The organism is Mycobacterium sp. B14F4 (assembly GCF_039871645.1).
Lineage (GTDB): Bacteria > Actinomycetota > Actinomycetes > Mycobacteriales > Mycobacteriaceae > Mycobacterium.
Window position 1 is genome coordinate 106,759 of record NZ_JBDPMF010000007.1, and the last position, 22,043, is coordinate 128,801.

Genomic DNA, 22,043 nt, shown 5'->3' on the forward strand with positions numbered 1-22,043 from the left:
AACAAGCCCTCAGCTCAGCCGCATGTCATTTTTCGTGGCCCATCCAACTCGACGACGGCTACGAAGACAAGACATGAACACCAGCGATTTCAACCAACTGATGGCCACGCCGTTATCCATGGCCCTTACGGCAGTCGTCATGGTCGTGTTGATGGCGCTCACCATGCGCGCGGTAGTCATGCGACAACGGGCGATGATCCGTGAGAGTCGGCACGACTCCTTCGCCCAGTTGATCTACACGAGCAGCTGGCGGAATCGAACGTCAGCCTGACCGCGGCACTAGAGTTTCGAAGCCGCCTCTTCGTCGAGCAGCCACACCGTCGACACCCGGCCAACGGCGCCGGCGGACGGAACCTCGTCCGGGTCCGCGCCTCCCACGGCGGCCGCGACCGCATCGGCTTTGGCGGCGCCCGAAACCACCAGCCACACCTCGCGCGAGCGCTGGACCGCGGGCAGTGTCAGCGTGATACGGCGGGGCGGCGGCTTGGGGGAGTCGACGACACCGACCACCAACCGCTCCCGCTCACGCACCGCCGGGGTATGGGGGAACAACGAGTTGACATGCCCTTCGCCGCCCATCCCCAGCAGGTGAACGTCGAAGTCCGGCGCCGGCCGGCCCGCTCCGGCATTGGCGGCCAGCACCCGTTCGTATGCCGCCGCCGCCGCATCGAGGTCGTCGCCGAACTCACCGCCGCTGGGCGCCATCGGAAACACGTTCTCCGCGGGGATGTCGACGTGGTCGAGCAGCGCCTCGCGAGCCTGCTTGTCGTTGCGCTCGTCGTCGTCGGCGGGCACGAACCGGTCGTCGCCCCAGTACACGTACACCTTGGACCAGTCGATCCCACCGCCGCGCTCTGCGACACGCTTGAGCAGGCCGATCCCGGCCCCGCCACCGGTCAGCACAATGTGCGCCGCGCCCCGCGTGTCGATCGCGTCCACGATCGCCGTCACCAGCCGATCGCCTGCGGCAGCCACCAGAGCCGCGGTGTCCGCATACTTCTCGATGACCGTGCTCATACGTATTGCACCTTGTCGATGCCCTCGAGGGCCTCGTGATAGACCTCGTCGGCGTCGAGCCTGCGTAGGTCCTCGGCGAGGCACTCCTTGACCTCCCTGCGAGCCAACGGAATTCGTGCCTCGGGTCTGCTGGTGCGGGTCAACGTGGCCGTCACACCCTGCTGCGGTCGCCGCAAGGTGATCGTCTCGCTGCTGCGGGTCAGCTCCACCTTCAACTCACCCACCGCCCGCTGCACGGGGCCATCGATCCGGGTGGCCAGCCAACCGGCGAGGACGTCGAGTGACGGCTCGTTGCGCAGGCCGGACACGAGTGCGGAGGTGACGGGTTCACGAGGTTCCTGGTCGACCGCCGATGCCAGCAGGGCCCGCCAGTAGGTGATGCGAGCCCAGGCGAGGTCGGTGTCCCCGGCCGTGTAACCCTTCAGGCGGGCCTTGATCGCGGAAAGCGGATCGGAGCTCTGGGTCACGTTGGTTATCCGCCGAATCGCCAACCGTCCCACGGGATCCTGCGCGGGAACGTCCGGGCCGTCCGCCGGCCACCAGGCGACGACCGGGGTGTCCGGCAGCAGAAAGGGCAGCACCACGCTGTTGGCGTGACCGGCGAGTTCGCCGTGCAACCGCAGCGCGACGATCTCACCTGCGCCCGCGTCGCCACCGACGCGCAGTTGCGCGTCGAGGCGGGACTCGACGGCGTCCCGGTCACCCGGTACGACGACGATCACGCGGCAGGGATGCTCGCGGCTGGCGAAGCTGGCGGCGTCGATCGAATCCTCCAGCAGATCATCGGTGTTCAGGCAGATGACCAGGGTGAGCACCCGGCTCAGCGTGATCGCGCCGCCCTCTTCGCGCAGGCCGGTGATCTTCTTGTTGATGTCGTTGGTGGTGGCGTTGGGCAGGTCGACGATCATTGCTCGACTCCTTCGCGCGTCACGGTCGCCTCCATTCCCGGCCCATCCGGTGCAGCATCTCGTCGGCCGACGCGGGACCCCACGTTCCGGACTCGTAGGCCTTCGGCTTACCGTGCGCCGCCCAGTGGTCGAGGACCGGATCGAGTATCTCCCAGGACAATTCGACCTCCCTGTTCACCGGGAACAGGGAGGGCTCACCCAGCAACACGTCCAGGATCAGTCGTTCGTAGGCCTCGGGGGAATCCTCGGCGAAGGCGGAGCCGTAGGAGAAGTCCATGTTGACGTCGCGGACCTCCATCGCGCTGCCCGGCACCTTGGAGCCGAACCGCGTGGTGATGCCTTCGTCCGGCTGCACGCGAATCACCAGTGCGTTCTGTCCGAGTTCCTCGGTCATCGTCTTGTCGAACGGCAGATGGGGCGCCCGCTTGAAGATGAGCGCGATCTCGGTCACCCTGCGGCCCAGCCGCTTTCCGGTGCGCAGGAAGAACGGCACGCCGGCCCACCGCCGGGTGTCGATCTCCAGCGTGATCGCGGCGTAGGTCTCGGTGGTGGAGTCCTTGGAGAAGCCCTCCTCCTCGAGCAGGCCGACGACCTTCTCGCTGCCCTGCCAGCCGGCCGCGTACTGTCCGCGCGCTGTCGTCCGGTCCAACGGCTGGACGAGTTGGGTGGCCGAGAGCACCTTGATCTTCTCGGCCTGAAGTTCGTGCGGGCCGAAGTTGACCGGCTCCTCCATCGCGGTGAGCGCCAGCAGCTGGATCAGATGGTTCTGGATCACATCGCGTGCGGCGCCGACGCCGTCGTAATAGCCTGCGCGACCACCGAGCCCGATGTCCTCGGCCATGGTGATCTGCACACTGTCGACGTAGTTGTTGTTCCAGATCGGTTCGTACAATTCGTTGGCGAACCGCAGCGCGAGGATGTTCTGGACGGTTTCCTTGCCCAGATAGTGGTCGATGCGGAACACCGACTCCTCGGGAAAGACGCTGTTGACCACGGCGTTGAGTTCACGTGCACTCTCCAGGTCGTGGCCGAACGGTTTCTCGACGACCACCCGGCTCCATCGGCCGTCCTGCTGCCGGGCCAGCCCGGACCGCTGCAGCTGCTCGGTCACCTGCTGGAAGGCCTTCGGCGGAATCGACAGGTAGAACGCGTGATTGCCGCCCGTGCCGCGTTCGGCGTCCAGCTTCTCCAGCGTCTCGGCGAGTCGGCCGAACGCCGCCTCGTCATCGAACGTGCCCTGCACGAACCGGAACCCCTCGGCGAGCCGGTCCCACACCTCCTGCCGGAACGGTGTCCGCGCGTGCTCTTTGACCGCCTCGTACACGACCTGGCCGAAATCCTCGTCGGCCCAATCGCGTCGGGCGAAACCGACCAGGGCGAAGGAGGGGGGCAGCAGGCCGCGGTTGGCCAGGTCGTAGATCGCCGGCATCAACTTCTTGCGCGACAGGTCACCGGTCACGCCGAAGATCACGATGCCGCACGGCCCCGGAATGCGGGGCATCCGCTTGTCGCGCTTGTCGCGAAGCGGGTTGGCCCAGGCCGTCATTTCTTGGCTGAGGGCTTGTTCATGTCGAGCTGACCCTGCGTGGCCTCGAGCAATTCGAGCCACGACTTCTCGAACTTCTCGACGCCTTCGTCCTCGAGCAGCCGGAACACATCAGGCAAATCAATGCCGACGGCGGTTAGTTCGTCGAACAGCGCCTGCGACTCGGCGGCGGTGCCGGTGACGGTGTCACCCGTGACGACGCCGTGGTCGGCGACCGCGTCGATCGTCTTCTCCGGCATGGTGTTCACCGTGTTCGGTGCGACCAGCTCGGTGACGTAGAGGGTGTCGGAGTACTCGGGGTTCTTCACGCCGGTGGACGCCCACAGCGGGCGCTGCACCCGGGCGCCGTCGGCCTTGAGGGCCCCATAGCGCTCACCGCCGACGAACACTTCCTCGTAGGCCGCGTAGGCGAGCCGGGCGTTCGCGACACCGGCCTTGCCGCGCAACGCCAACGCCTCGTCGCCCCCGATCGTCTCCAGCCGCTTGTCGATCTCGGTGTCGACCCGGGAGACGAAGAACGAGGCGACGGAATGGATCTTCGACAGATCGTGGCCCGCCTCCTTGGCCTTCTCCAGGCCCGCGAGGTAGGCGTCCATCACGAGGCGGTGCCGCTCGACGGAGAAGATCAGCGTCACGTTGACCGAAATGCCCTCGGCGATAACGGCGGTGATCGCGGGCAGGCCGGCCATGGTGGCGGGAATCTTGATCAGCAGATTGGGCCGGTCGACGATCTTCCACAGCTCGATCGCCTGAAGGATCGTCTTGTCGGTGTCGTGTGCCAGCCGCGGGTCCACCTCGATGGACACCCGGCCGTCGACGCCGTCGGACAGCTCGCAGGCCTTGGCCAGGACGTCGCACGCATTGCGGACGTCGTCGGTGGTGACGGTGCGGATCGTGGCGTCGACGTCGGCGCCCTGGTCGGCCAGCTCCTTGACCTGCCCGTCGTAGGCGTGGCCCTTGGACAGCGCGGCCTGGAAGATCGACGGGTTCGTCGTCACGCCGACCACGCTCTTGGTGTCGATGAGCTCCTGGAGATTCCCGGTCTGCAGCCGGTCGCGCGACAGATCGTCGAGCCATACCGACACACCCGCGCCGGACAGCGCCGCGAGATTCGGATTCTGAGCCATTGCTGTGCCTTTCCCTACCGTTTCGACCTCAGTTGTCTATGGATCGCTCCGCGGCGGCCACCACCGCCTCGGGGGTGAACCCGAACTCGCGGAACAGCGTCTTGTCGTCGGCGGACTCGCCGTAGTGCTCGATCGAGATGATCTCGCCGGTGTCGCCGACGAGCTTGTACCAACTCTGCGCCACGGCCGCCTCGACCGCGACCCGCGCCGAGACCGTCGGCGGCAACACCGAATCGCGGTACTCCTTCGGCTGCGACTCGAACCACTCCACACACGGCATGGACACCACGTAGGCGGTGATCTCCTTTTCGGCAAGCTGTTTTCGGGCCTCGACGGCGAGCTGAAGCTCCGACCCCGTCGCGATGATGATCACGTCGGCGTCGTCGGCGGGGTTTCCGCCACCCAGCACGTACCCGCCGCGGGCCACCCCGTCGGCGTCGGTGCCCTCCAGTACCGGGATGCCCTGACGCGTCAGGATGAAACCGACCGGGCCGCTGCCGTTGCCGCGGGCGATGATGCTGCGCCAGGCGTACGCCGTCTCGTTGGGGTCACCCGGCCGCACCACCGACAGGTTCGGGATCGCCCGCAGCGCCGCGAGATGCTCGATCGGCTGGTGAGTGGGACCGTCTTCGCCCAGGCCGATCGAGTCGTGCGTCCAGATGTAGATGGTGTCGATGTCCATCAGCGAGGCCAGCCGCACCGCGGGCCGCATGTAGTCGGAGAACTGCAGGAAGGTGCCGCCGAACGCGCGCGTTGGACCGTGCAGCACGATCCCCGACAGGATCGAGCCCATCGCGTGCTCGCGGATGCCGAAGTGCAGCACCCGGCCATACCAGTCCGCCGTGAAGTCCTCAGTCGAAATCGACGGTGGACCAAAGGATTTGACGCCCTTGATGGTGGTGTTGTTGCTGCCCGCGAGGTCGGCGGAACCGCCCCACAGCTCGGGCAGCTTCGGCGCGACGTCGTTGAGCACCTGGCCGAACGCGGCGCGGGTGGCCACCGGCTTGGATCCGGGCTCCCAGTGGGTCAGGTCGGCGTCCCAGCCCTCCGGCAGCTCCTGGGCGAGCAGTCGGTCCAGGAGCGCCTTGCGCTCGGGCTCGCGTTCGGCCCAGGCGTCGAACCCGCTCTGCCATTTGGCATGTGCCTCCTGGCCGCGGTCGACCAGCTTGCGGGTGTGCTCGATGACCTCGGGCCGGACCTCGAACGTCTTGTCCGGGTCGAAGCCGAGGATCTTCTTGGTGGCGGCGACCTCGTCCTCGCCGAGCGCCGACCCGTGCACGCCGCCGGTGTTCATCTTGTTCGGGGCCGGATAGCCGATGATCGTGCGCAGCGCGATGAACGACGGCTTGTCGGTGACTGTGCGTGCGGCCTCGATGGCTTCTTCTATTCCGACGACGTTCTCGCCGCCCTCGACCTCCTGCACATGCCAGCCGTAAGCCCGGTAGCGGGCCGCAACATCTTCGGAGAGCGCGATATTGGTGTCGTGCTCGATCGAGATCTGGTTCTGGTCGTAGAACACGATCAAGTTGCCGAGCTGTTGCGTGCCGGCCAGCGAGGACGCCTCGCTGGTGACGCCCTCTTCGATGTCGCCGTCCGAGGCGATCACATACACGTAGTGGTCGAACGGGCTCTCGCCCCACGGCGTGTCGGGGTCGAACAGTCCCCGCTCGTACCGCGATGCCATCGCCATTCCGACGGCGGACGCCAGCCCCTGGCCCAGCGGGCCGGTGGTGATCTCGACGCCCCTGGTGTGGCGGAACTCCGGGTGTCCGGGCGTCTTGGACTTGAAGGTGCGCAGCGACTCGATGTCGGACAGCTCGAGGCCGAAGCCGCCGAGGTACAGCTGGATGTACAGGGTCAGGCTGGAATGCCCGCACGACAGGACGAAGCGGTCGCGGCCCAGCCAGTGCACGTCGCTCGGGTCGTGGCGCATCTGCCGCTGAAACAGCGTGTACGCCAGCGGGGCGAGGCTCATCGCCGTGCCGGGGTGGCCGTTGCCCACCTTCTGTACCGCGTCCGCCGCGAGCACCCGGACGGTGTCGACCGCGAGCGAATCCACCTCGGTCCAGTCGTCGGGGTGATTCGGCCGCGTCAGGGTGGAGATTTCTTCGAGCGTGGTCACAGGCGCACTCCTGGTCGACGGTGAGCTCTTCTCGCTGCTCGCTAACACACCCTAGTGCGGGATGGTCATCCGCTGCAGGCAGCTGGGGGACGATTAGGCCGGCGTTCGGGCGGGGTCTACCATCGTCTGTAGTAGAAGCCCCGCGCTGCCGCCTTTCTTAGAGGAGTTATCTGCGTGAGCGTTCGCGAAGGCCGCCTCGTCGACGGGGCGCCCAACCGGATCCGCGACACGCTCCTCGGCTATGTCTCGCTGACCAAGCCGCGCGTCATCGAACTGCTTCTGGTCACCACCATCCCGGCGATGCTGCTGGCCGATCGCGGCACGGTGGATCCGCTGCTGATCCTCAACACGCTGGTCGGCGGGCTGTTGGCGGCCGCGGGCGCCAACACGCTGAACTGCGTGGCCGACGCCGACATCGACAAGGTGATGAAGCGCACCGAGCGCAGGCCGCTGGCCCGCGCCACGGTGCCACGCAGCCATGCCCTGGTGTTCGGGCTGGCACTGTCGGTCGGCTCGTTCTTCTGGCTGTGGTGGACGACGAACATGCTCTCGGCCCATCTGGCCGGTGCGACGATCGCGTTCTACGTGCTGATCTACACGCTGCTGCTCAAGCGGCGCACCTCTCAGAACGTGGTGTGGGGCGGGGCCGCCGGCTGTATGCCGGTGATGATCGGCTGGTCGGCGGTGACCGGCACCATTTCCTGGCCCGCGCTGGTGATGTTCGCGATCATCTTCTTCTGGACGCCGCCACACACCTGGGCGCTGGCCATGCGCTATAAGGAGGACTACCGGGCGGCCGGTGTGCCGATGCTGCCCGCGGTGGCCACCGAGCGCCAGGTCACCAAGCAGATCCTGATCTACACCTGGCTGACCGTCGCGGCCACGCTGGCGCTGGCACCGGCCACCGGGTGGCTGTACCTGGCGGTCGCCGTGCCGGCCGGCGTCTGGTTCCTGGCGATGGCACACCAGCTCTACGGCGGCGTGCGCCGGGGCGAACCCGTCAAGCCGCTGCGGCTGTTTTTGCAGTCGAACAACTACCTCGCGGTGGTTTTCTGCGCGCTGGCCGTCGACTCGGCGCTAGCGCTTCCGACTCTGCTCTGAGTCAGGGGATAAGGACCACCGAGCCGACCGTCTTGCGGCCCTGCAGATCGCGGTGGGCCTGTTCGGCATCGGCAAGGCGGTAGCGCTCGCTGACCGTGATGGTGAGCGTGCCCGCGGCGATGGCACCGAGCAGTTCGCCTGCGCGCCAGCTGAACTCGTCGGCGGTGCGGGTGTAGTGCACCAGCGTGGGTCGGGTCAGGAACAGCGAGCCGGCCGCGTTGAGCCGCTGCGGGTCGAACGGCGGAACGGGCCCGCTGGACGCGCCGAACAGCGCCAGCGTGCCGCGCACCGCGAGGCTGGCCAGGCTGGCCTCGAAGGTGGCCGCACCCACACCGTCGTACACCGCGGCGACACCCCCGTCCGTCATCTCCTTGATCGTGGCGCCGAACGCGGCGGGGTCGTCGGGATAGTCGAGCACCTCGGCCGCACCCGCCTGACGGGACAGCTCGGCTTTCTCCGGTGTGGACACCGTGGTGATGACGCGCACGGCCATGCTGGTCGCCCACTGCGTCAGGATCAGGCCGACACCGCCCGCGCCGGCGTGCACCAGGACCGCGTCGCCCTGCTGCACGGGGTACAGCGACTTGATGAGATAGTGCGCGGTCATTCCCTTGAGCAGCGCCGCGGCGGCCGCGTCGGGGGCCACTCCGTCGGGTACGTAGGCGACGAAATCGGCTGGCGCGACGCTGTATTCGGCGTAAGCACCGTTGGCCTGGGCGGTGACGACGCGGTCGCCGACCTTCAGTGCGGCGACGTCGTCGCCGACGGCCTCGACGGTGCCGCACACCTCGTTGCCGACGATGAACGGGGTCGGGCGCGGGTACTGCCCGGACCGGAAGTAGGTGTCGAGGAAGTTCACGCCGATCGCTTCGGCCTTGATCAGCACCTCGCCGGCGCCGGGGGTGGGCGGTGGCTTCTCGACGTAGGTCAGGACTTCGGGTCCGCCTGTCTCGGCGACTTCGATGGCGTGCATGCTCACATCCTCCCAATATCCTGGCAGTTGTGAAGCTCGCCCGCCCCGACGTGTTCCATCCGCGCATCGTGTTGGCCGCGTGTCCGGCCCTGCCGGAGGGGGACGGCGACGACGCCGGCCTGGTGGCGGCATTACGCAGACACGGCCTGCACGCCCGGTGGCTGTCGTGGGACGACCCGGCCACGCTGGACGCGGACCTGGTGATCCTGCGGGCGACGTGGGACTACATCGACCGCCTCGACGAGTTCCTCGACTGGACGCGGCGGGTTCGCAACCTGCTCAACCCGCCGGCAGTGGTGGCGTGGAACACCGACAAGCGCTATCTCGCCGACCTGGCCGACAGCGGTGTCCCGACGGTGCCGAGCCGGTTCTTCGGACCCGGTGACCGGGTCCGCCTGCCGGACAGTGACGAGGTGGTCGTCAAGCCGGTCATCGGAGTGGGATCGGTTGGCGCTCTGAGGTTCCGCGACCGCGACGATGCGCGGCACCACGCCGCGGCGCTGCAGGCGCAGGGCCGGTCGGTACTGGTGCAGCCATACGATGCCCGGATCGAGGAGGGGGAGACCGCGCTGGTGTTCCTCGGCGGTGTGCAGTCGCACGCGTTCACCAAGGGCCCGATTCTCGCCGCGCCGGGGGCACCGCCGGTGTTCGACGAGTCCGGCACCTATGCCGAGGAGACGCTCACGCCCGCCGAACCGGACTTCGAGGTGTGGGATGTCGGCCTGGCCGCACTGGCGTCGGCCGCCGCACATCTCGGCATGGCGCCCGAGGACCTGCTCTACGCGCGGGTCGACGTGATCGGTGCGCGCGATGACCCGCGTGTGCTCGAGGTGGAACTCGTCGAGCCGTCACTGGGCTGGGGCCAGCTGGACGCCGCGAGCCGGGACCGCCAGCAGCGGGTGTTCGTCCTGTGCGTCGAGTCAGCTCTCGACCGGCTCGGGCTCGGCCCGCTGTCGCATCGACGCCCATAGCGCGGCGGTGGCCGCCGTGCAGATGGCCGCGCCCGCGACGTGCACGGCCACCAGCGCGGCGGGCACGCCCAGCGCGTACTGGATGCGCCCGACCAGCGCCTGTGCGGCGACCACGACGAGCAGCACGGCCAGCCGCCGGACGACGAGCCGGGGCGCCGCGACGGCCCGCAGCGCGAACACCAGCGCCACCAACAGCGACAGGTAGGCCACCAGCAGCGTCGCGTGCAACTGCACCAGCGTGACGATCTCCACCTCGAGGCGGGGCACCGGCGCCTCGATGCTCTTGTCGCCGGCATGCGGTCCGGCCCCCGTGACCAGCGTGCCGGTCACCAGCACCGCGGTCAGCGCGACGCCGGTCAGGAAGGTCAGCTGGCGCAAGGGTTTCGCCACCCGTCGCACCGGGACGCCGTCGTCGGGTTCGCCGATCTTGACGAACAGCAGCACCGACAGCCACACCATGGTCATCGACACCAGAAGGTGGATCGCGACCGTCCACCACAGCAGACCGGTCAGCACGGTGATCCCGCCGATGACGGCCTGCGCGACCGTCGACACCGGCATGAGCCAGGCGTAGACGAGCACCTCGCGGCGGCGCCGGGCGCGGACCACCGCCAGGACGGCGGCCGCCGCGGTGAGCACCACCAGGAACGTGATCAGCCGGTTGCCGAACTCGACAGCCTGATGCACGACCGGCACCTCGGCGACGGGCACCGGGGTGAAGCTGCCGGGGAAGCACTGCGGCCACGTCGGGCAGCCGAGGCCCGATGCGGTGACGCGCACAATCGCGCCGGTCACCGAGATGCCGCCCTGGGTGAGGATGACCAGGAACGCGATCACGCGCTGAACCCGCAGGCTCGGCAGCGGCAGGAGGTCGACCAGCCGCAGGAAGACGCGTCGCACGCCCCGATGGTAGTGCAGCGCAACTACAACCCGTAGTAGCGGCCTGCTCGGGGTCAGGTCCGGGGTGCGACGAACGGCACCAGCACCTCGTCGACCAGTTGCACCACGAGGTCGTCGGTGATGGGGTCACCCGTGATCAGCAGCCGGTGCCACAGCACGCTCTGTGCCAACTCGCGGGCGATCTCGACGGGCACGTCCGGCCGCACCTCGCCGCGCTCGATGCCGCGCGCCAGCAGCGCGGCCATTTCCCGCTTGCGCCAGCCGATGACGTCGGTGCGGAAGGCGGCGGACAGATCGGGATCGTAGGCGGTGGCGGCGATCGCTGCGCGCAACAGCTCGGCCTGCGGGCCGGTGAACAGTGCTGCCCAGCCCCGCAGGACCGCAAGCATGTCGGTGCGGAAGCTACCGGTGTCCTCGTGCGGGATCGCTGCGGTCGCGATGCGCAGCAGGGTGTCGCGCAGCAGCGCCGCGGCGTCGGGCCACCTTCGGTAAAGGACCGGCTTGCTGGTCTGGGCGGCCGCCGCGACGGCCTCCATGGTGACCGCGCCGGGACCGTGCCGGGCGAGCAGGGTGAGCACGGCGTCGCGGATCGCGGTGTCCAGTTCCTGGCCGCGGCGGCGTTGCATCGATCCTCCAAAGAAACGCTTGCGTATCTTAGAACCGGAGTCTAGCGTCCGTTATGTAAGAAACGAAACCGTATCTTGGAGGCTCGACATGGTTCGTCCCGTGCTCTACCCACTTCGTCCGGTCGACACCGCGACTGTTCGCTGTTCCGACCACCCACACGGACGGCGCCGCATCACCATCGACCACCGGCCGTTGGCCGGGGTGACGCCGGCCGTGCTGCTCGACTGGTTCACGCATCTGGGGGAGACCATGACCTACGGCGGTGAGGTCATCGACCGCTACCTGGCGTGGCACCCGATCGACCACATCGCCTGGGAACTCGCCCGCCCGGCCCGCGGTGGCGGGGCAGCCGAGGGCGCCCGCTTCCGAATGGTGGAGGCGTTCGGCGGGCGGCCCGAGTACCGGATCGACGAGGTCGCCCGGGTCGAAAAACTCGATGAGACGGGAATCCGCCTGGTCAAGCGGATCGCCGGGATACCGGTGTTTCAGCTCGAGCACACCTGGTCTGCGGGCGCCGATGGTGCGCACTACGTGACGGTGATGGACCTCGGTGTCCGGTCGGCACTGCTTGCCCCCGTCAACCGCTTTGTGCGACAGCACTTTCCGGTGGCCAAGACCCGGGCGTGGATCAAGCACAACATCGAAGAGGTGGGCCAGCTGGAGTATCTGCTGCCGATGCTCGCCGCGTCAGGTGAACCGGAACCAGCGCAACGCGCACAACGCGGCGAGGCCACCCCACACCGCGAGCACCAGCAGGCCGAACCAGTCCACTGACAGCGTCATCGCCCGCGACAGCGCCTCCGTCAACGCACCCGAGGGCGTCAGCCGCGCCACCCACTGCACGGCGGACGGCACCACCCCGGCTTCGAGGGTCAGGGCGCCCAGCCCGGCGAAGACGAACCACAGCAGGTTGGCCACCGCGAGCACGATCTCCGCGCGCAGCGTGCCGCCCAGCAGCAGCCCCAGCGCGGCGAAACCCGCCGTGCCCAAAGCGATGACCACGGCGCCGAGCGCAAGCCCCGCCAGATGCGGGCGCCAGCCCAGCGCAAAACCGATGGCGCCCAGCACAATCGACTGCAGGAACACCACGCTCACCACGGCCAGTGACTTGCCCGCGATGATGCCCCACACCGGAAGGGCCGTCGCACCCAGGCGCTTCAACGCCCCGTACCGGCGGTCGAACGCCACCGCGATCGCCTGTCCGGTGAACGCCGTCGAGATCACCGCGAGCGCCATGATCGCCGGCACGAACGTCGCGGCCCGATTGGGTCCGAACGAACCCAGCGGCAGCACCGTCAACCCGATCAGCAGAGTGATCGGGATGAACATCGTCAGCAACAACTGCTCGCCGTTGCGCAACAGCAGCCGCAGTTCCAGGCCGAATTGGGCGGTCAGCATCTTCGGCACGGTCGCGGGCCGCGGGTCGGGCGCGAATGTGCCCGGCTCGAACCGGTTCACCGTCACGATCGCAGCTCCCGCCCGGTCAGATCCAGGAACACGTCCTCGAGGCTGCGCTGCTCGACACGCATATCGGTGGCCAGCACGTCGAGCCGGGCACACCACGCCGTGACCGTGGCCAGCACCTGCGGGTCGATGGCGCCCTCGATCAGGTATTCACCGGGGGCGGTCTCGCTCGCCTGATAGCTCTCGGGCAGCGCCGTGATCAACAGGGACAGGTCGAGCCTGCGCGGGGCGCGGAACCGCAACTGGTTCTCCGCGCCGCTGCGCATCAATTCCTCTGGCGAACCCGTGGCGACCACCGCACCATGGTCGATGATCACGATCCGGTCGGCCAACTCCTCGGCCTCGGTGAGCTGGTGGGTGGTCAGCACCACCGTGACGCCGTCACGGCGCAGGGCATCGATCAACTCCCACACCACGATTCGCGCGTGCGCGTCCATTCCTGCGGTCGGCTCGTCGAGGAAGACCAACTCGGGACGGCCCACCACCGCGCAGGCGAGCGCGAGCCGCTGCTGCTGGCCGCCGGACAGCCGCCGGTAGGTGGTGCGCGCGGCCTCGGTCAGGCCCAGGGTGTCCATCAGCCACTGCGGGTCGAGGGGATTGGCGGCGTAGGAGGCGACGAGGTCGAGCATCTCGCCGGCGCGTGCCGCCGGGTAGCCGCCGCCGCCCTGCAGCATCACGCCGATGCGCTCCCGAAGCCGGGCGTTGTCGGCGAACGGGTCGAGGCCGAGGATCTCGATCGAGCCCGCGTCGGGCTTGATGAACCCCTCGCACATCTCCACGGTCGTGGTCTTGCCCGCGCCGTTCGGGCCGAGCAGCGCGAGCACCTCCGCGCTCTGCACCTCGAGATCGAGGTTCGACACCGCGGTCGTCGACCCATAGCGCTTGCTGACGCCGCGCAGCCGCACGGGGACGGTCGAGGTCCCCGATCCAAGGTGGGTCACGGAGATTCAGCGTAGGCGTCGGGCCGCACCGGCTGCGGCGGCGGTGGTGACGGTTCCCTGGCGAACGGCACGCTTCGCCAGGGCAGCCGGTTGACGGTGAGCGCCATCAGCAGCACCAGGATCACCGTGCTCGCCACCACGGCGAGCAGGATCTGGAACAGCGTGAACCGGTCGCCGTTGGCGGTGGGGCCGAAGATGCCGACGGCCAGCGTCACCACGATGGTGGCGCCGCGGAAGGCCGGACGGGTGGCCCATGCGGCGAGCGGCAGCACGGCCCACAGCACGTACCACGGCTGCACGACGGGGAACAGCAGCACGGTCATGCCGAGCGCGACACCCAGGCCGCCGACGGGGTGCAATCTGCCGCGCAGCACGGCGAGCAACAGCCAGGTGACCAGGATCGCGATGATGAACACGCCGATGGCGCGGGTGAGGCCCAGCACCGCGGTGGTGTGATCGCCCAGGCCGAGCAGGATGCCGACCTGGCCGGTGCCCAAGGCCAGCAGCGTCGGCAGCGACATCCAGCTGCGCACCACGTTGGCCGTGCCCAGCGTGAAGATCCAGCCGAACCCCAGTCCGCTGGCCCAGCCGATGACCGCCATCACCGCGACGGACACCGCGGTCAGCGACCCGCCGGCCAGCACGAACGCCTTGAACGTGCCGCCCCACCGGCAGGCCAGCGCCATCGCCACGAATCCCAGTGCCAGCAGCGACGGCAGCTTGACCTGTGAGGACATCGTGATCAGCACGATGCCCAGCAGGAGCATGGCCATCGGCCACCAGCGCGCCCGGTCCTGCCGGCCGCGCGGCCACGACAGCGGACGCGGAATCAGGGGCGTGGCCGCGTCGACACCGCGCAGCGCGAACTCCGTGCCCGCGAGCATCAGCCCCAGCATCAGCGCCTCGTTGTGGATGCCCGCGACCAGATGCATGATCAACAGCGGATTGGCCGCCCCCAACCACAGCGCGCTGACCTCGGCGACGCCGCAGCGGCGGGCGAGTCGGGGCACCGCCCACACGATCAGGCCGACGCCCAGCAGCACCACCAGGCGGTGGAAGAGCACCGCCGCGACGATGTTCTCGCCGGTGATCGCGGAGATACCCTCGCCGATCCACAGGAACAGCGGGCCGTAGGGCGCCGGCGTCTCCCGCCACATGTTGGGCACCGACAGCGTGAACACGTGGTCGAGGCCCAGGCCGGGGGCGGGCCCGACCTTGTACGGGTCGAGACCTTTGATCGCGATCTCGCTCTGCGCCAGATACGAGTAGACGTCGCGGCTGTACATCGGCGGGGCGATCAGCAGCGGTAACACCCACAGCAGCAGCGTGCGGTCGAGTTGGCTGCGGGACATGCGGCGGTCGCCCAACGCGAATCGGCCCAACATCAGCCACGCCAGCGTCATCATCACCGCGCCGGTGGTGGTCATGGTCAACGACACGGTCTGGATGCGCGACGGCAGGTTGAGCAGTCGCACGCCGAACGTCGGATCCTGCACCACCGGCCGGGCACCGACACCGAGCGCGCCGATCGCCATCACCACCGTGCCCGCGGCGCCGAACAGCCGGGTCCGTCGCAAGGCCATGGTCTCGGCTTCGTTCAGCGGCGAGCCCACGAGTCGTTCGTCGGCATGCCAACGGGCAATCGACGAACTGAGCGAGCGGAGGCGGGCTGCCACCTCAGCAGCGTAACCGCCGGTCCGATGGCGGCCGTCACGCTAAGGGTGCCCTTGCTTTACCGCGTTTTCGAATTCCGTCACAATAGTGTTGTGAAAATCCGTCCGGAGACCAACGCAGGGGCCGACCGCCACACCCGTGGCGCGATCGTGCAGCTGTTGCTGGAGTCCGGGCCGATCACCGCGGGCGAGATCGGCGAGCAACTGGGCATCTCCGCCGCGGGCGTGCGCCGTCACCTCGATGCACTGATGGACGCCGGCGACGCGCAGTCCAGCGCCGCGGCGGCCTGGCAGCACCACGGACGCGGCAGGCCGGCCAAGCGCTACCGGCTGACCGCGGCGGGGCGGGCCAAGCTGGCCCACGCCTACGACGATCTCGCGGTGGCGGCCATCCGCCAACTGCGCGAGATCGGCGGCGAGGATGCGGTGCGGGCGTTCGCCCGCCGCCGCATCGACGGCATCCTGGCGGGAGTAACCGACGGCCCGGATGACGTTGAATCAACCGCCGATCGAGTCGCGGCCGCGCTGACGAAGGCCGGCTACGCCACGACGACCACACCGGTCACCGGCCCCATCCACGGCATCCAGCTGTGCCAGCATCACTGCCCGGTGTCCCACGTCGCCGAGGAGTTCCCGGAACTGTGCGAGACCGAGCGCGAGGCCTTCGCCGAGATCCTGGGTACGCACGTCCAGCGGCTGGCCACGATCGTCAACGGTGACTGCGCGTGCACCACGCACGTTCCGTTGGATACCCCGACCCCACTTCGGCGCACAGCCCCGCACCGGAGATCCACTGAGAAAATCGAGAGCACACAAGGAGCGTCGACATGACGACCACGCCCGAAGCCCACAAGGTCGGCGAACCGCTCAGCCAGGAAGAGGCGATCGCCTCGCTGGGCCGGTACGGCTACGGCTGGGTGGACTCCGACGATGCCGGAAGTGTGGCCAAGAGGGGTCTTTCAGAGGCCGTGGTGCGCGACATCTCGATGAAGAAGAACGAGCCGGAGTGGATGCTGCAGACCCGGCTCAAGGCGCTGCGGACGTTCGACAAGAAGCCGATGCCGAACTGGGGCTCCAACCTCGAGGGCATCGACTTCGACAACATCAAGTACTTCGTGCGCTCCACCGAGAAGCAGGCCGCCTCCTGGGAGGATCTGCCCGAGGACATCCGCAACACCTACGACAGGCTGGGCATCCCCGAGGCCGAGAAGCAGCGCCTGGTCGCCGGCGTCGCCGCTCAGTACGAATCCGAGGTGGTCTACCACCAGATCCGCGAGGATCTGGAGGCGCAGGGCGTCATCTTCCTCGACACCGATACCGGGCTGCGCGAACACGAGGACATCTTCAAGCAGTACTTCGGCACGGTGATCCCGGCCGGTGACAACAAGTTCTCGGCGCTCAACACGGCCGTGTGGTCGGGCGGTTCCTTCATCTACGTGCCGCCCGGCGTGCACGTCGACATTCCGCTGCAGGCCTACTTCCGGATCAACACCGAGAACATGGGCCAGTTCGAGCGGACGCTGATCATCGTCGACGAGGGCGCCTACGTGCACTACGTGGAGGGCTGCACCGCGCCGATCTACAAGAGCGACTCGCTGCACTCCGCGGTCGTCGAGATCATCGTCAAGCCCGGCGGTCGCTGCCGTTACACGACGATCCAGAACTGGTCGAACAACGTCTACAACCTGGTCACCAAGCGGGCCCGCGCCGAGGCGGGCGCCACCATGGAGTGGGTCGACGGCAACATCGGCTCCAAGGTCACCATGAAGTACCCCGCGGTCTGGATGACCGGCGAGCACGCCAAGGGTGAGGTGCTGTCGGTGGCGTTCGCCGGCGAGGGTCAGCACCAGGACACCGGCGCCAAGATGCTGCATCTGGCGCCCCACACCTCGAGCAACATCGTGTCCAAGTCGGTGGCCCGCGGCGGCGGCCGCGCGTCGTACCGCGGTCTGGTCCAGGTCAACAAGGGCGCGCACGGTTCGCGCTCCAGCGTGAAATGCGATGCGCTGCTTGTTGACACGGTCAGCCGCAGCGACACCTATCCCTACGTCGACATCCGCGAGGACGACGTGACGATGGGGCACGAGGCCACCGTGTCGAAGGTCAGCGAGGATCAGCTGTTCTACCTGATGAGCCGCGGCCTGACCGAGGACGAGGCGATGGCGATGGTGGTGCGCGGCTTCGTCGAGCCGATCGCCAAGGAGCTGCCGATGGAGTACGCGCTCGAGCTGAACCGGCTGATCGAACTGCAGATGGAAGGCGCGGTCGGCTAAGTGACGGAACTCAACACTGCCCTCGAGGGGATACCCGCCGGCTCGGCGCTCAACAAGGGCGAGATCTTCACGTCCTACGACGTCAACGCTTTCGAGGTGCCCGGCGGGCGCGACGAGATCTGGCGCTTCACCCCACTGCGGCGCCTGCGCGGGCTGCACGACGGGTCCGCTGGGTCCGACGGGAAGGCCACCGGCAGCGCGACGATCGAGGTGACCACCCCGGACGACGTGCGGGTCGACCGCACCACGCGCGACGACCCCCGCATCGGGCAGGCCGGTGCCCCGGCCGATCGCGTTGCGGCACAGGCGTACTCGTCCTTCGAGACCGCCACCCTGATCGAGGTCCCCAAGCAGACCGTGGTGCGCGACCCGATCGAGGTCGTGATCACCGGCCCCGGTGAGGGAGCGACGGCCTACGGCCATCTGCAGATCCGCGTCGGAGAGCTCGCCGAGGCCGTCGTGGTGATCGACCAGCGCGGCAGCGGGACCTACGCCGACAACATCGAGTTCGTCGTCGGCGACGGCGCGACGCTGCGGGTGGTGTCGATCGCCGACTGGGCGGACGACGTCGTGAACGTCAGCACACACCACGCCCGGTTGGGCAAGGATGCGGTGCTGCGCCACGCCGCGGTCACCCTCGGCGGCGACGTGGTCCGGATGACCGGCCGCGTGCGGTTCTGTGCGCCGGGCGGGGAGGCCGAGTTACTCGGGCTGTACTTCGCCGACGACGGCCAGCACTTCGAATCGCGCCTGCTGGTCGACCACGCGGAGCCGAACTGCCGCTCACATGTGACGTACAAGGGCGCGCTGCAAGGAGATCCGGCGTCGGCCAAGCCCGACACGCACACGGTGTGGGTCGGCGACGTGCTGATCCGCGCCGCCGCGACCGGCACCGACACCTTCGAGACCAACCGCAACCTGGTGCTGACCGACGGCGCCCGGGCCGACTCGGTGCCAAATCTCGAGATCGAGACCGGCGAGATCGCCGGGGCCGGACACGCCAGCGCCACCGGGCGATTCGACGACGAGCAGCTGTTCTATCTGAAGTCCCGGGGCATCCCCGAAGACCAGGCCCGGCGACTCGTCGTACGTGGTTTCTTCGGCGAGATCATCCAGAAGATCAGCGTGCCTGCCGTGCGGGACCGGCTGACCGAGGCCATCGAACACGAACTCGAGCTAACCGAAGGAAAAGCGCAGCAATGACCACACTGGAAATCAAGGACCTGCACGTGAGCGTCGTCTCCGCGGAGGACGGGACCGACATCCCGATCCTCAAGGGCGTCGACCTCACCGTGAAGTCGGGGGAGACCCATGCGCTGATGGGCCCCAATGGTTCCGGCAAGTCGACGCTGTCCTACGCCATCGCCGGGCACCCCAAGTACACGGTGACGTCCGGGTCGATCACGCTGGACGGCCAGGACGTGCTCGCGATGAGCATCGACGAGCGCGCCCGCGCGGGCTTGTTCCTCGCCATGCAGTACCCGGTCGAGGTGCCTGGCGTGTCGATGTCGAACTTCCTGCGCACCGCCGCGACGGCCGTCCGCGGAGAGGCGCCGAAGCTGCGGCACTGGGTCAAAGAGGTCAAGGGCGCAATGGAGGACCTCGGCATCGACGCGGCGTTCTCCGAACGCAGTGTCAACGAGGGGTTCTCGGGCGGCGAGAAGAAGCGCCACGAGATCCTCCAGCTGTCGTTGCTCAAGCCCAAGATCGCGATCCTCGACGAGACGGACTCCGGCCTGGACGTCGACGCGCTGCGGGTCGTCAGCGAGGGCGTCAACCGCTATGCCGAAGCCGAGCACGGTGGCGTGCTGCTGATCACGCACTACACCCGCATCCTGCGCTACATCCAGCCGCAGTTCGTGCACGTGTTCGTCGGCGGCCGCATCGTCGAGTCCGGCGGTCCTGAGCTGGCCGACGAGCTCGAGGAGAACGGCTACGTCCGCTTCACCCAGGCAGCAGCGAGCGCTTCCTGAGCGTCTGGAGGAGGCCAGAGCCATGACCGCGTCGGTTCGTCCGCTCGATGTGGCAGCCATCCGCGCCGACTTCCCCATCCTGAAGAGGGTGATGCGCGGCGGAACCCAGTTGGCGTACCTGGACTCGGGCGCGACGTCGCAGCGTCCGGTGCAGGTCCTCGACGCGGAGCGGGAGTTCCTGGTGTCGTCCAACGGCGCGGTGCACCGCGGCGCGCACCAGCTGATGGAAGAGGCCACCGACGCCTACGAGGACGGCCGCGCCGCCATCGCGGCGCTGGTCGGCGCCGACCCCGACGAGCTGGTGTTCACGAAGAACGCCACCGAGGCCATCAACCTGGTGTCCTACGTGCTCGGCGATGCCCGGTTCGACCGTGCCGTCGGGCCGGGTGACGTCATCGTCACCACCGAGCTGGAGCACCATGCCAACCTCATCCCGTGGCAGGAGCTGGCCCGTCGCACGGGTGCCACCCTGAAGTGGTACTCGGTCACCGACGACGGCCGCATCGACCTCGACTCGCTCGAGCTGGACGAGCGGGTGAAACTCGTTGCCTTCAGCCATCATTCGAACGTTACCGGGGCGGTCGCCCCAGTCGCCGAACTGGTTGCGCGGGCGAAGGCCGTCGGGGCGCTGACCCTGCTGGACGCCTGCCAGTCCGTACCGCACCAGCCTGTCGACTTCCACGCGCTCGACGTCGACTACGCGGCGTTCTCCGGCCATAAGATGCTCGGGCCCAACGGGATCGGCGCGCTGTACGGCCGGCGCGCACTGCTCAACGCGATGCCACCGTTCATCACCGGCGGCTCGATGATCGAGACCGTCACGATGGAGGAGACCACGTACGCCCCGGCCCCGCAGCGGTTCGAGGCGGGTACCCCGATGACGTCCCAGGTCGTCGGCCTGGCGGCGGCCGCCCGGTACCTGCGCGAGATCGGGATGGCCACGGTGGAAGCCCACGAGGCCGAACTGGTGGCCGCCGCGCTGGAGGGACTGTCGGCGATCGACGGGGTGCGCATCGTCGGCCCGGCGTCCACTGAGCACCGCGGGTCCCCGGTGAGCTTCGTCGTCGACGGCATCCACGCCCACGATGTCGGGCAGGTGCTCGACGACGACGGGGTCGCGGTGCGGGTTGGGCATCACTGCGCGTGGCCACTGCACCGCCGGTTCGGCATCGCGGCGACGGCGCGCGCGTCGTTCGCGATCTACAACACGATGGAGGAAGTCGACCGCCTGGTGGCCGGCGTGCGCCGCGCCGTGACGTTCTTCGGCAGGGATTGACGTGCGCCTGGAGCAGATCTACCAGGAAGTGATCCTCGACCACTACAAGCACCCGCACCACCGCGGGCTGCGTGAGCCGTTCGACGCCGAGGTGCACCATGTGAACCCGACGTGCGGCGACGAGGTGACGCTGCGGGTGACGCTGTCCGGCGACGGCGAGCAGGTCGCCGACATCTCCTACGACGGGCAGGGCTGCTCGATCAGTCAGGCCGCGACGTCAGTGCTCACCGATCTGGTGATCGGCAGCAGCGTGGGCGACGCCCTCAAGACCGTCGCCGCGTTCAGCGAGATGATCTCGTCGCGGGGGACCGTCGAGGGCGACGAGGATGTCATTGGTGACGGCGTCGCGTTCGCCGGCGTCGCGAAGTACCCGGCGCGGATCAGGTGTGCGCTGCTGGGCTGGACAGCTTTCAAGGCCGCGCTGGCGGAGGCCGGCGCATCAGCTTCGGCGCTGGCGGAGGCCGGCGCATCAGCTTCGGCGCTGGCGGAGGCCGGCGCAGAATATGGGACAGAGGAGACAACCGATGAGCGACACCGCAGTGCCTGACGACGAACTGCTCGCCGACCTCGAGGAGGCGATGCGCGACGTCGTCGATCCGGAACTCGGCATCAACGTCGTCGACCTCGGCCTCGTCTACGACCTGAACGTCGAGAAGGGTGAGCAGGGCAAGATCGCGCTGCTGGACATGACGCTGACGTCGGCGGCGTGCCCGCTGACCGACGTCATCGAGGACCAGTCGCGTACCGCGTTGGTGGGCGCGGGCCTTGTCGACGAACTGCGCATCAACTGGGTGTGGAACCCGCCGTGGGGGCCGGACAAGATCACCGAGGACGGCCGCGAACAGCTGCGGGCCCTGGGCTTCACCGTCTAGCCGCGGTGGTCACGGTCCCGGCGTTCGTCTGGCGGGGCGGCGCGGTGCGTCGCGCGGCACTGATCGGCGGCGGCGTCGGGCTGTGCCTGGGGGTGCTGGCCTGGCTGGACTCGGGCTTCGTGCTCGCCGGGGCGATCGTCACCGTCGTCGTCGCGGTGTTCTACGGCGGATGGATGGCCCGCCGGATGCCGCGCTACTGGCCCGGGTCGGCGAAGCTGACCGGTGATCAACGGGTTTCGGTGGCCCGCGCGGCGCGCCTCGGCCACCGGGTCAGCGACC

Annotated in this window: 22 protein-coding genes; 11 read left to right on the top strand and 11 right to left on the bottom strand. The window is 68.5% G+C overall.

Features of this window, described 5'->3' with window-relative positions; all coding sequences use genetic code 11:
* Positions 1 to 73: 73 nt before the first annotated feature.
* Positions 74 to 271, top strand: a complete 198-nt coding sequence (locus ABGB19_RS19600; protein ID WP_347687654.1) for a hypothetical protein — start codon at positions 74 to 76, stop codon at positions 269 to 271.
* An 8-nt stretch (positions 272 to 279) separates the two neighbouring features.
* On the opposite strand, the gene pgl is transcribed toward ABGB19_RS19600, so the two are convergent.
* Genes pgl through tkt form a run of 5 tightly spaced genes read right to left on the bottom strand, consistent with a single transcriptional unit; the run spans position 280 to position 6,720 of the window.
* A complete protein-coding gene (gene pgl / locus ABGB19_RS19605; RefSeq protein ID WP_347687655.1) occupies positions 280 to 1,017 on the bottom strand; it encodes a 6-phosphogluconolactonase in 738 nt (245 codons plus the stop codon).
* Positions 1,014 to 1,925, bottom strand: a complete 912-nt coding sequence (opcA, locus tag ABGB19_RS19610; protein ID WP_347687656.1) for a glucose-6-phosphate dehydrogenase assembly protein OpcA — start codon at positions 1,923 to 1,925, stop codon at positions 1,014 to 1,016. Before opcA ends, pgl begins: the two co-directional genes overlap by 4 nt.
* Positions 1,926 to 1,944: 19 nt before the next feature.
* Positions 1,945 to 3,471: a glucose-6-phosphate dehydrogenase gene (zwf, locus tag ABGB19_RS19615; RefSeq protein WP_347687657.1), complete on the bottom strand. Its 1,527-nt coding sequence runs from the start codon at positions 3,469 to 3,471 to the stop codon at positions 1,945 to 1,947.
* Complete coding sequence (tal, locus tag ABGB19_RS19620; protein WP_347687658.1) at positions 3,468 to 4,598, bottom strand: transaldolase; 1,131 nt, start codon at positions 4,596 to 4,598, stop codon at positions 3,468 to 3,470. The genes zwf and tal overlap by 4 nt, the downstream gene beginning before the upstream one ends.
* Positions 4,599 to 4,626: 28 nt before the next feature.
* Complete coding sequence (gene tkt / locus ABGB19_RS19625; protein WP_347687659.1) at positions 4,627 to 6,720, bottom strand: transketolase; 2,094 nt, start codon at positions 6,718 to 6,720, stop codon at positions 4,627 to 4,629.
* Positions 6,721 to 6,894: 174 nt separating this feature from the next.
* Between tkt and ABGB19_RS19630 the strand changes: the two genes are divergently transcribed.
* A complete protein-coding gene (locus ABGB19_RS19630; protein WP_347687660.1) occupies positions 6,895 to 7,821 on the top strand; it encodes a heme o synthase in 927 nt (308 codons plus the stop codon).
* Position 7,822: 1 nt separating this feature from the next.
* Here the strand turns inward: ABGB19_RS19630 and ABGB19_RS19635 are convergent, their stop codons facing one another.
* A complete protein-coding gene (locus ABGB19_RS19635) occupies positions 7,823 to 8,794 on the bottom strand; it encodes a quinone oxidoreductase (protein WP_347687661.1) in 972 nt (323 codons plus the stop codon).
* A 29-nt stretch (positions 8,795 to 8,823) separates the two neighbouring features.
* On the opposite strand from ABGB19_RS19635, the gene ABGB19_RS19640 reads away from it, so the two are divergent.
* Positions 8,824 to 9,765, top strand: a complete 942-nt coding sequence (locus tag ABGB19_RS19640) for a hypothetical protein (RefSeq protein WP_347687662.1) — start codon at positions 8,824 to 8,826, stop codon at positions 9,763 to 9,765.
* On the opposite strand, the gene ABGB19_RS19645 is transcribed toward ABGB19_RS19640, so the two are convergent.
* Together ABGB19_RS19645 and ABGB19_RS19650 are read right to left on the bottom strand one after the other, a co-directional pair.
* On the bottom strand, positions 9,715 to 10,665 hold the full coding sequence (locus tag ABGB19_RS19645; protein ID WP_347687663.1) for a COX15/CtaA family protein: 951 nt from the start codon (positions 10,663 to 10,665) through the stop codon (positions 9,715 to 9,717). The two genes, ABGB19_RS19640 and ABGB19_RS19645, sit on opposite strands and share 51 nt — an antisense overlap.
* Positions 10,666 to 10,718: 53 nt before the next feature.
* Positions 10,719 to 11,291: a TetR/AcrR family transcriptional regulator gene (locus ABGB19_RS19650; protein ID WP_347687664.1), complete on the bottom strand. Its 573-nt coding sequence runs from the start codon at positions 11,289 to 11,291 to the stop codon at positions 10,719 to 10,721.
* A gap of 88 nt (positions 11,292 to 11,379) precedes the next feature.
* Between ABGB19_RS19650 and ABGB19_RS19655 the strand changes: the two genes are divergently transcribed.
* Positions 11,380 to 12,066, top strand: a complete 687-nt coding sequence (locus tag ABGB19_RS19655) for a hypothetical protein (protein WP_347687665.1) — start codon at positions 11,380 to 11,382, stop codon at positions 12,064 to 12,066.
* On the opposite strand, the gene ABGB19_RS19660 is transcribed toward ABGB19_RS19655, so the two are convergent.
* The 3 genes from ABGB19_RS19660 to mptB are packed head-to-tail and all read right to left on the bottom strand — an operon-like array spanning position 11,980 to position 15,373.
* Positions 11,980 to 12,759, bottom strand: coding sequence for an ABC transporter permease (locus ABGB19_RS19660; protein WP_347687822.1), 780 nt, complete (start codon positions 12,757 to 12,759; stop codon positions 11,980 to 11,982). The two genes, ABGB19_RS19655 and ABGB19_RS19660, sit on opposite strands and share 87 nt — an antisense overlap.
* Complete coding sequence (locus tag ABGB19_RS19665; RefSeq protein WP_347687823.1) at positions 12,753 to 13,661, bottom strand: ABC transporter ATP-binding protein; 909 nt, start codon at positions 13,659 to 13,661, stop codon at positions 12,753 to 12,755. Before ABGB19_RS19665 ends, ABGB19_RS19660 begins: the two co-directional genes overlap by 7 nt.
* A 32-nt stretch (positions 13,662 to 13,693) precedes the next feature.
* Complete coding sequence (mptB, locus tag ABGB19_RS19670) at positions 13,694 to 15,373, bottom strand: polyprenol phosphomannose-dependent alpha 1,6 mannosyltransferase MptB (protein ID WP_347687666.1); 1,680 nt, start codon at positions 15,371 to 15,373, stop codon at positions 13,694 to 13,696.
* A 24-nt stretch (positions 15,374 to 15,397) separates the two neighbouring features.
* Between mptB and ABGB19_RS19675 the strand changes: the two genes are divergently transcribed.
* From ABGB19_RS19675 to ABGB19_RS19705, 7 genes are read left to right on the top strand one after another with little or no spacing between them, the layout of a single operon-like run.
* Positions 15,398 to 16,201, top strand: coding sequence for a metalloregulator ArsR/SmtB family transcription factor (locus tag ABGB19_RS19675; protein ID WP_347687667.1), 804 nt, complete (start codon positions 15,398 to 15,400; stop codon positions 16,199 to 16,201).
* Positions 16,198 to 17,643, top strand: a complete 1,446-nt coding sequence (gene sufB / locus ABGB19_RS19680; protein ID WP_347687668.1) for a Fe-S cluster assembly protein SufB — start codon at positions 16,198 to 16,200, stop codon at positions 17,641 to 17,643. The genes ABGB19_RS19675 and sufB overlap by 4 nt, the downstream gene beginning before the upstream one ends.
* Positions 17,644 to 18,846, top strand: a complete 1,203-nt coding sequence (gene sufD, locus ABGB19_RS19685) for a Fe-S cluster assembly protein SufD (RefSeq protein ID WP_347687669.1) — start codon at positions 17,644 to 17,646, stop codon at positions 18,844 to 18,846.
* Positions 18,843 to 19,616, top strand: coding sequence for a Fe-S cluster assembly ATPase SufC (gene sufC, locus ABGB19_RS19690; RefSeq protein ID WP_347687670.1), 774 nt, complete (start codon positions 18,843 to 18,845; stop codon positions 19,614 to 19,616). Before sufD ends, sufC begins: the two co-directional genes overlap by 4 nt.
* 22 nt (positions 19,617 to 19,638) lie before the next feature.
* Positions 19,639 to 20,892, top strand: a complete 1,254-nt coding sequence (locus tag ABGB19_RS19695; protein WP_347687671.1) for a cysteine desulfurase — start codon at positions 19,639 to 19,641, stop codon at positions 20,890 to 20,892.
* Positions 20,888 to 21,439: a Fe-S cluster assembly sulfur transfer protein SufU gene (gene sufU, locus ABGB19_RS19700; RefSeq protein ID WP_347687824.1), complete on the top strand. Its 552-nt coding sequence runs from the start codon at positions 20,888 to 20,890 to the stop codon at positions 21,437 to 21,439. Before ABGB19_RS19695 ends, sufU begins: the two co-directional genes overlap by 5 nt.
* Complete coding sequence (locus ABGB19_RS19705; protein WP_347687672.1) at positions 21,417 to 21,764, top strand: metal-sulfur cluster assembly factor; 348 nt, start codon at positions 21,417 to 21,419, stop codon at positions 21,762 to 21,764. The genes sufU and ABGB19_RS19705 overlap by 23 nt, the downstream gene beginning before the upstream one ends.
* Positions 21,765 to 22,043 lie beyond the last annotated feature (279 nt).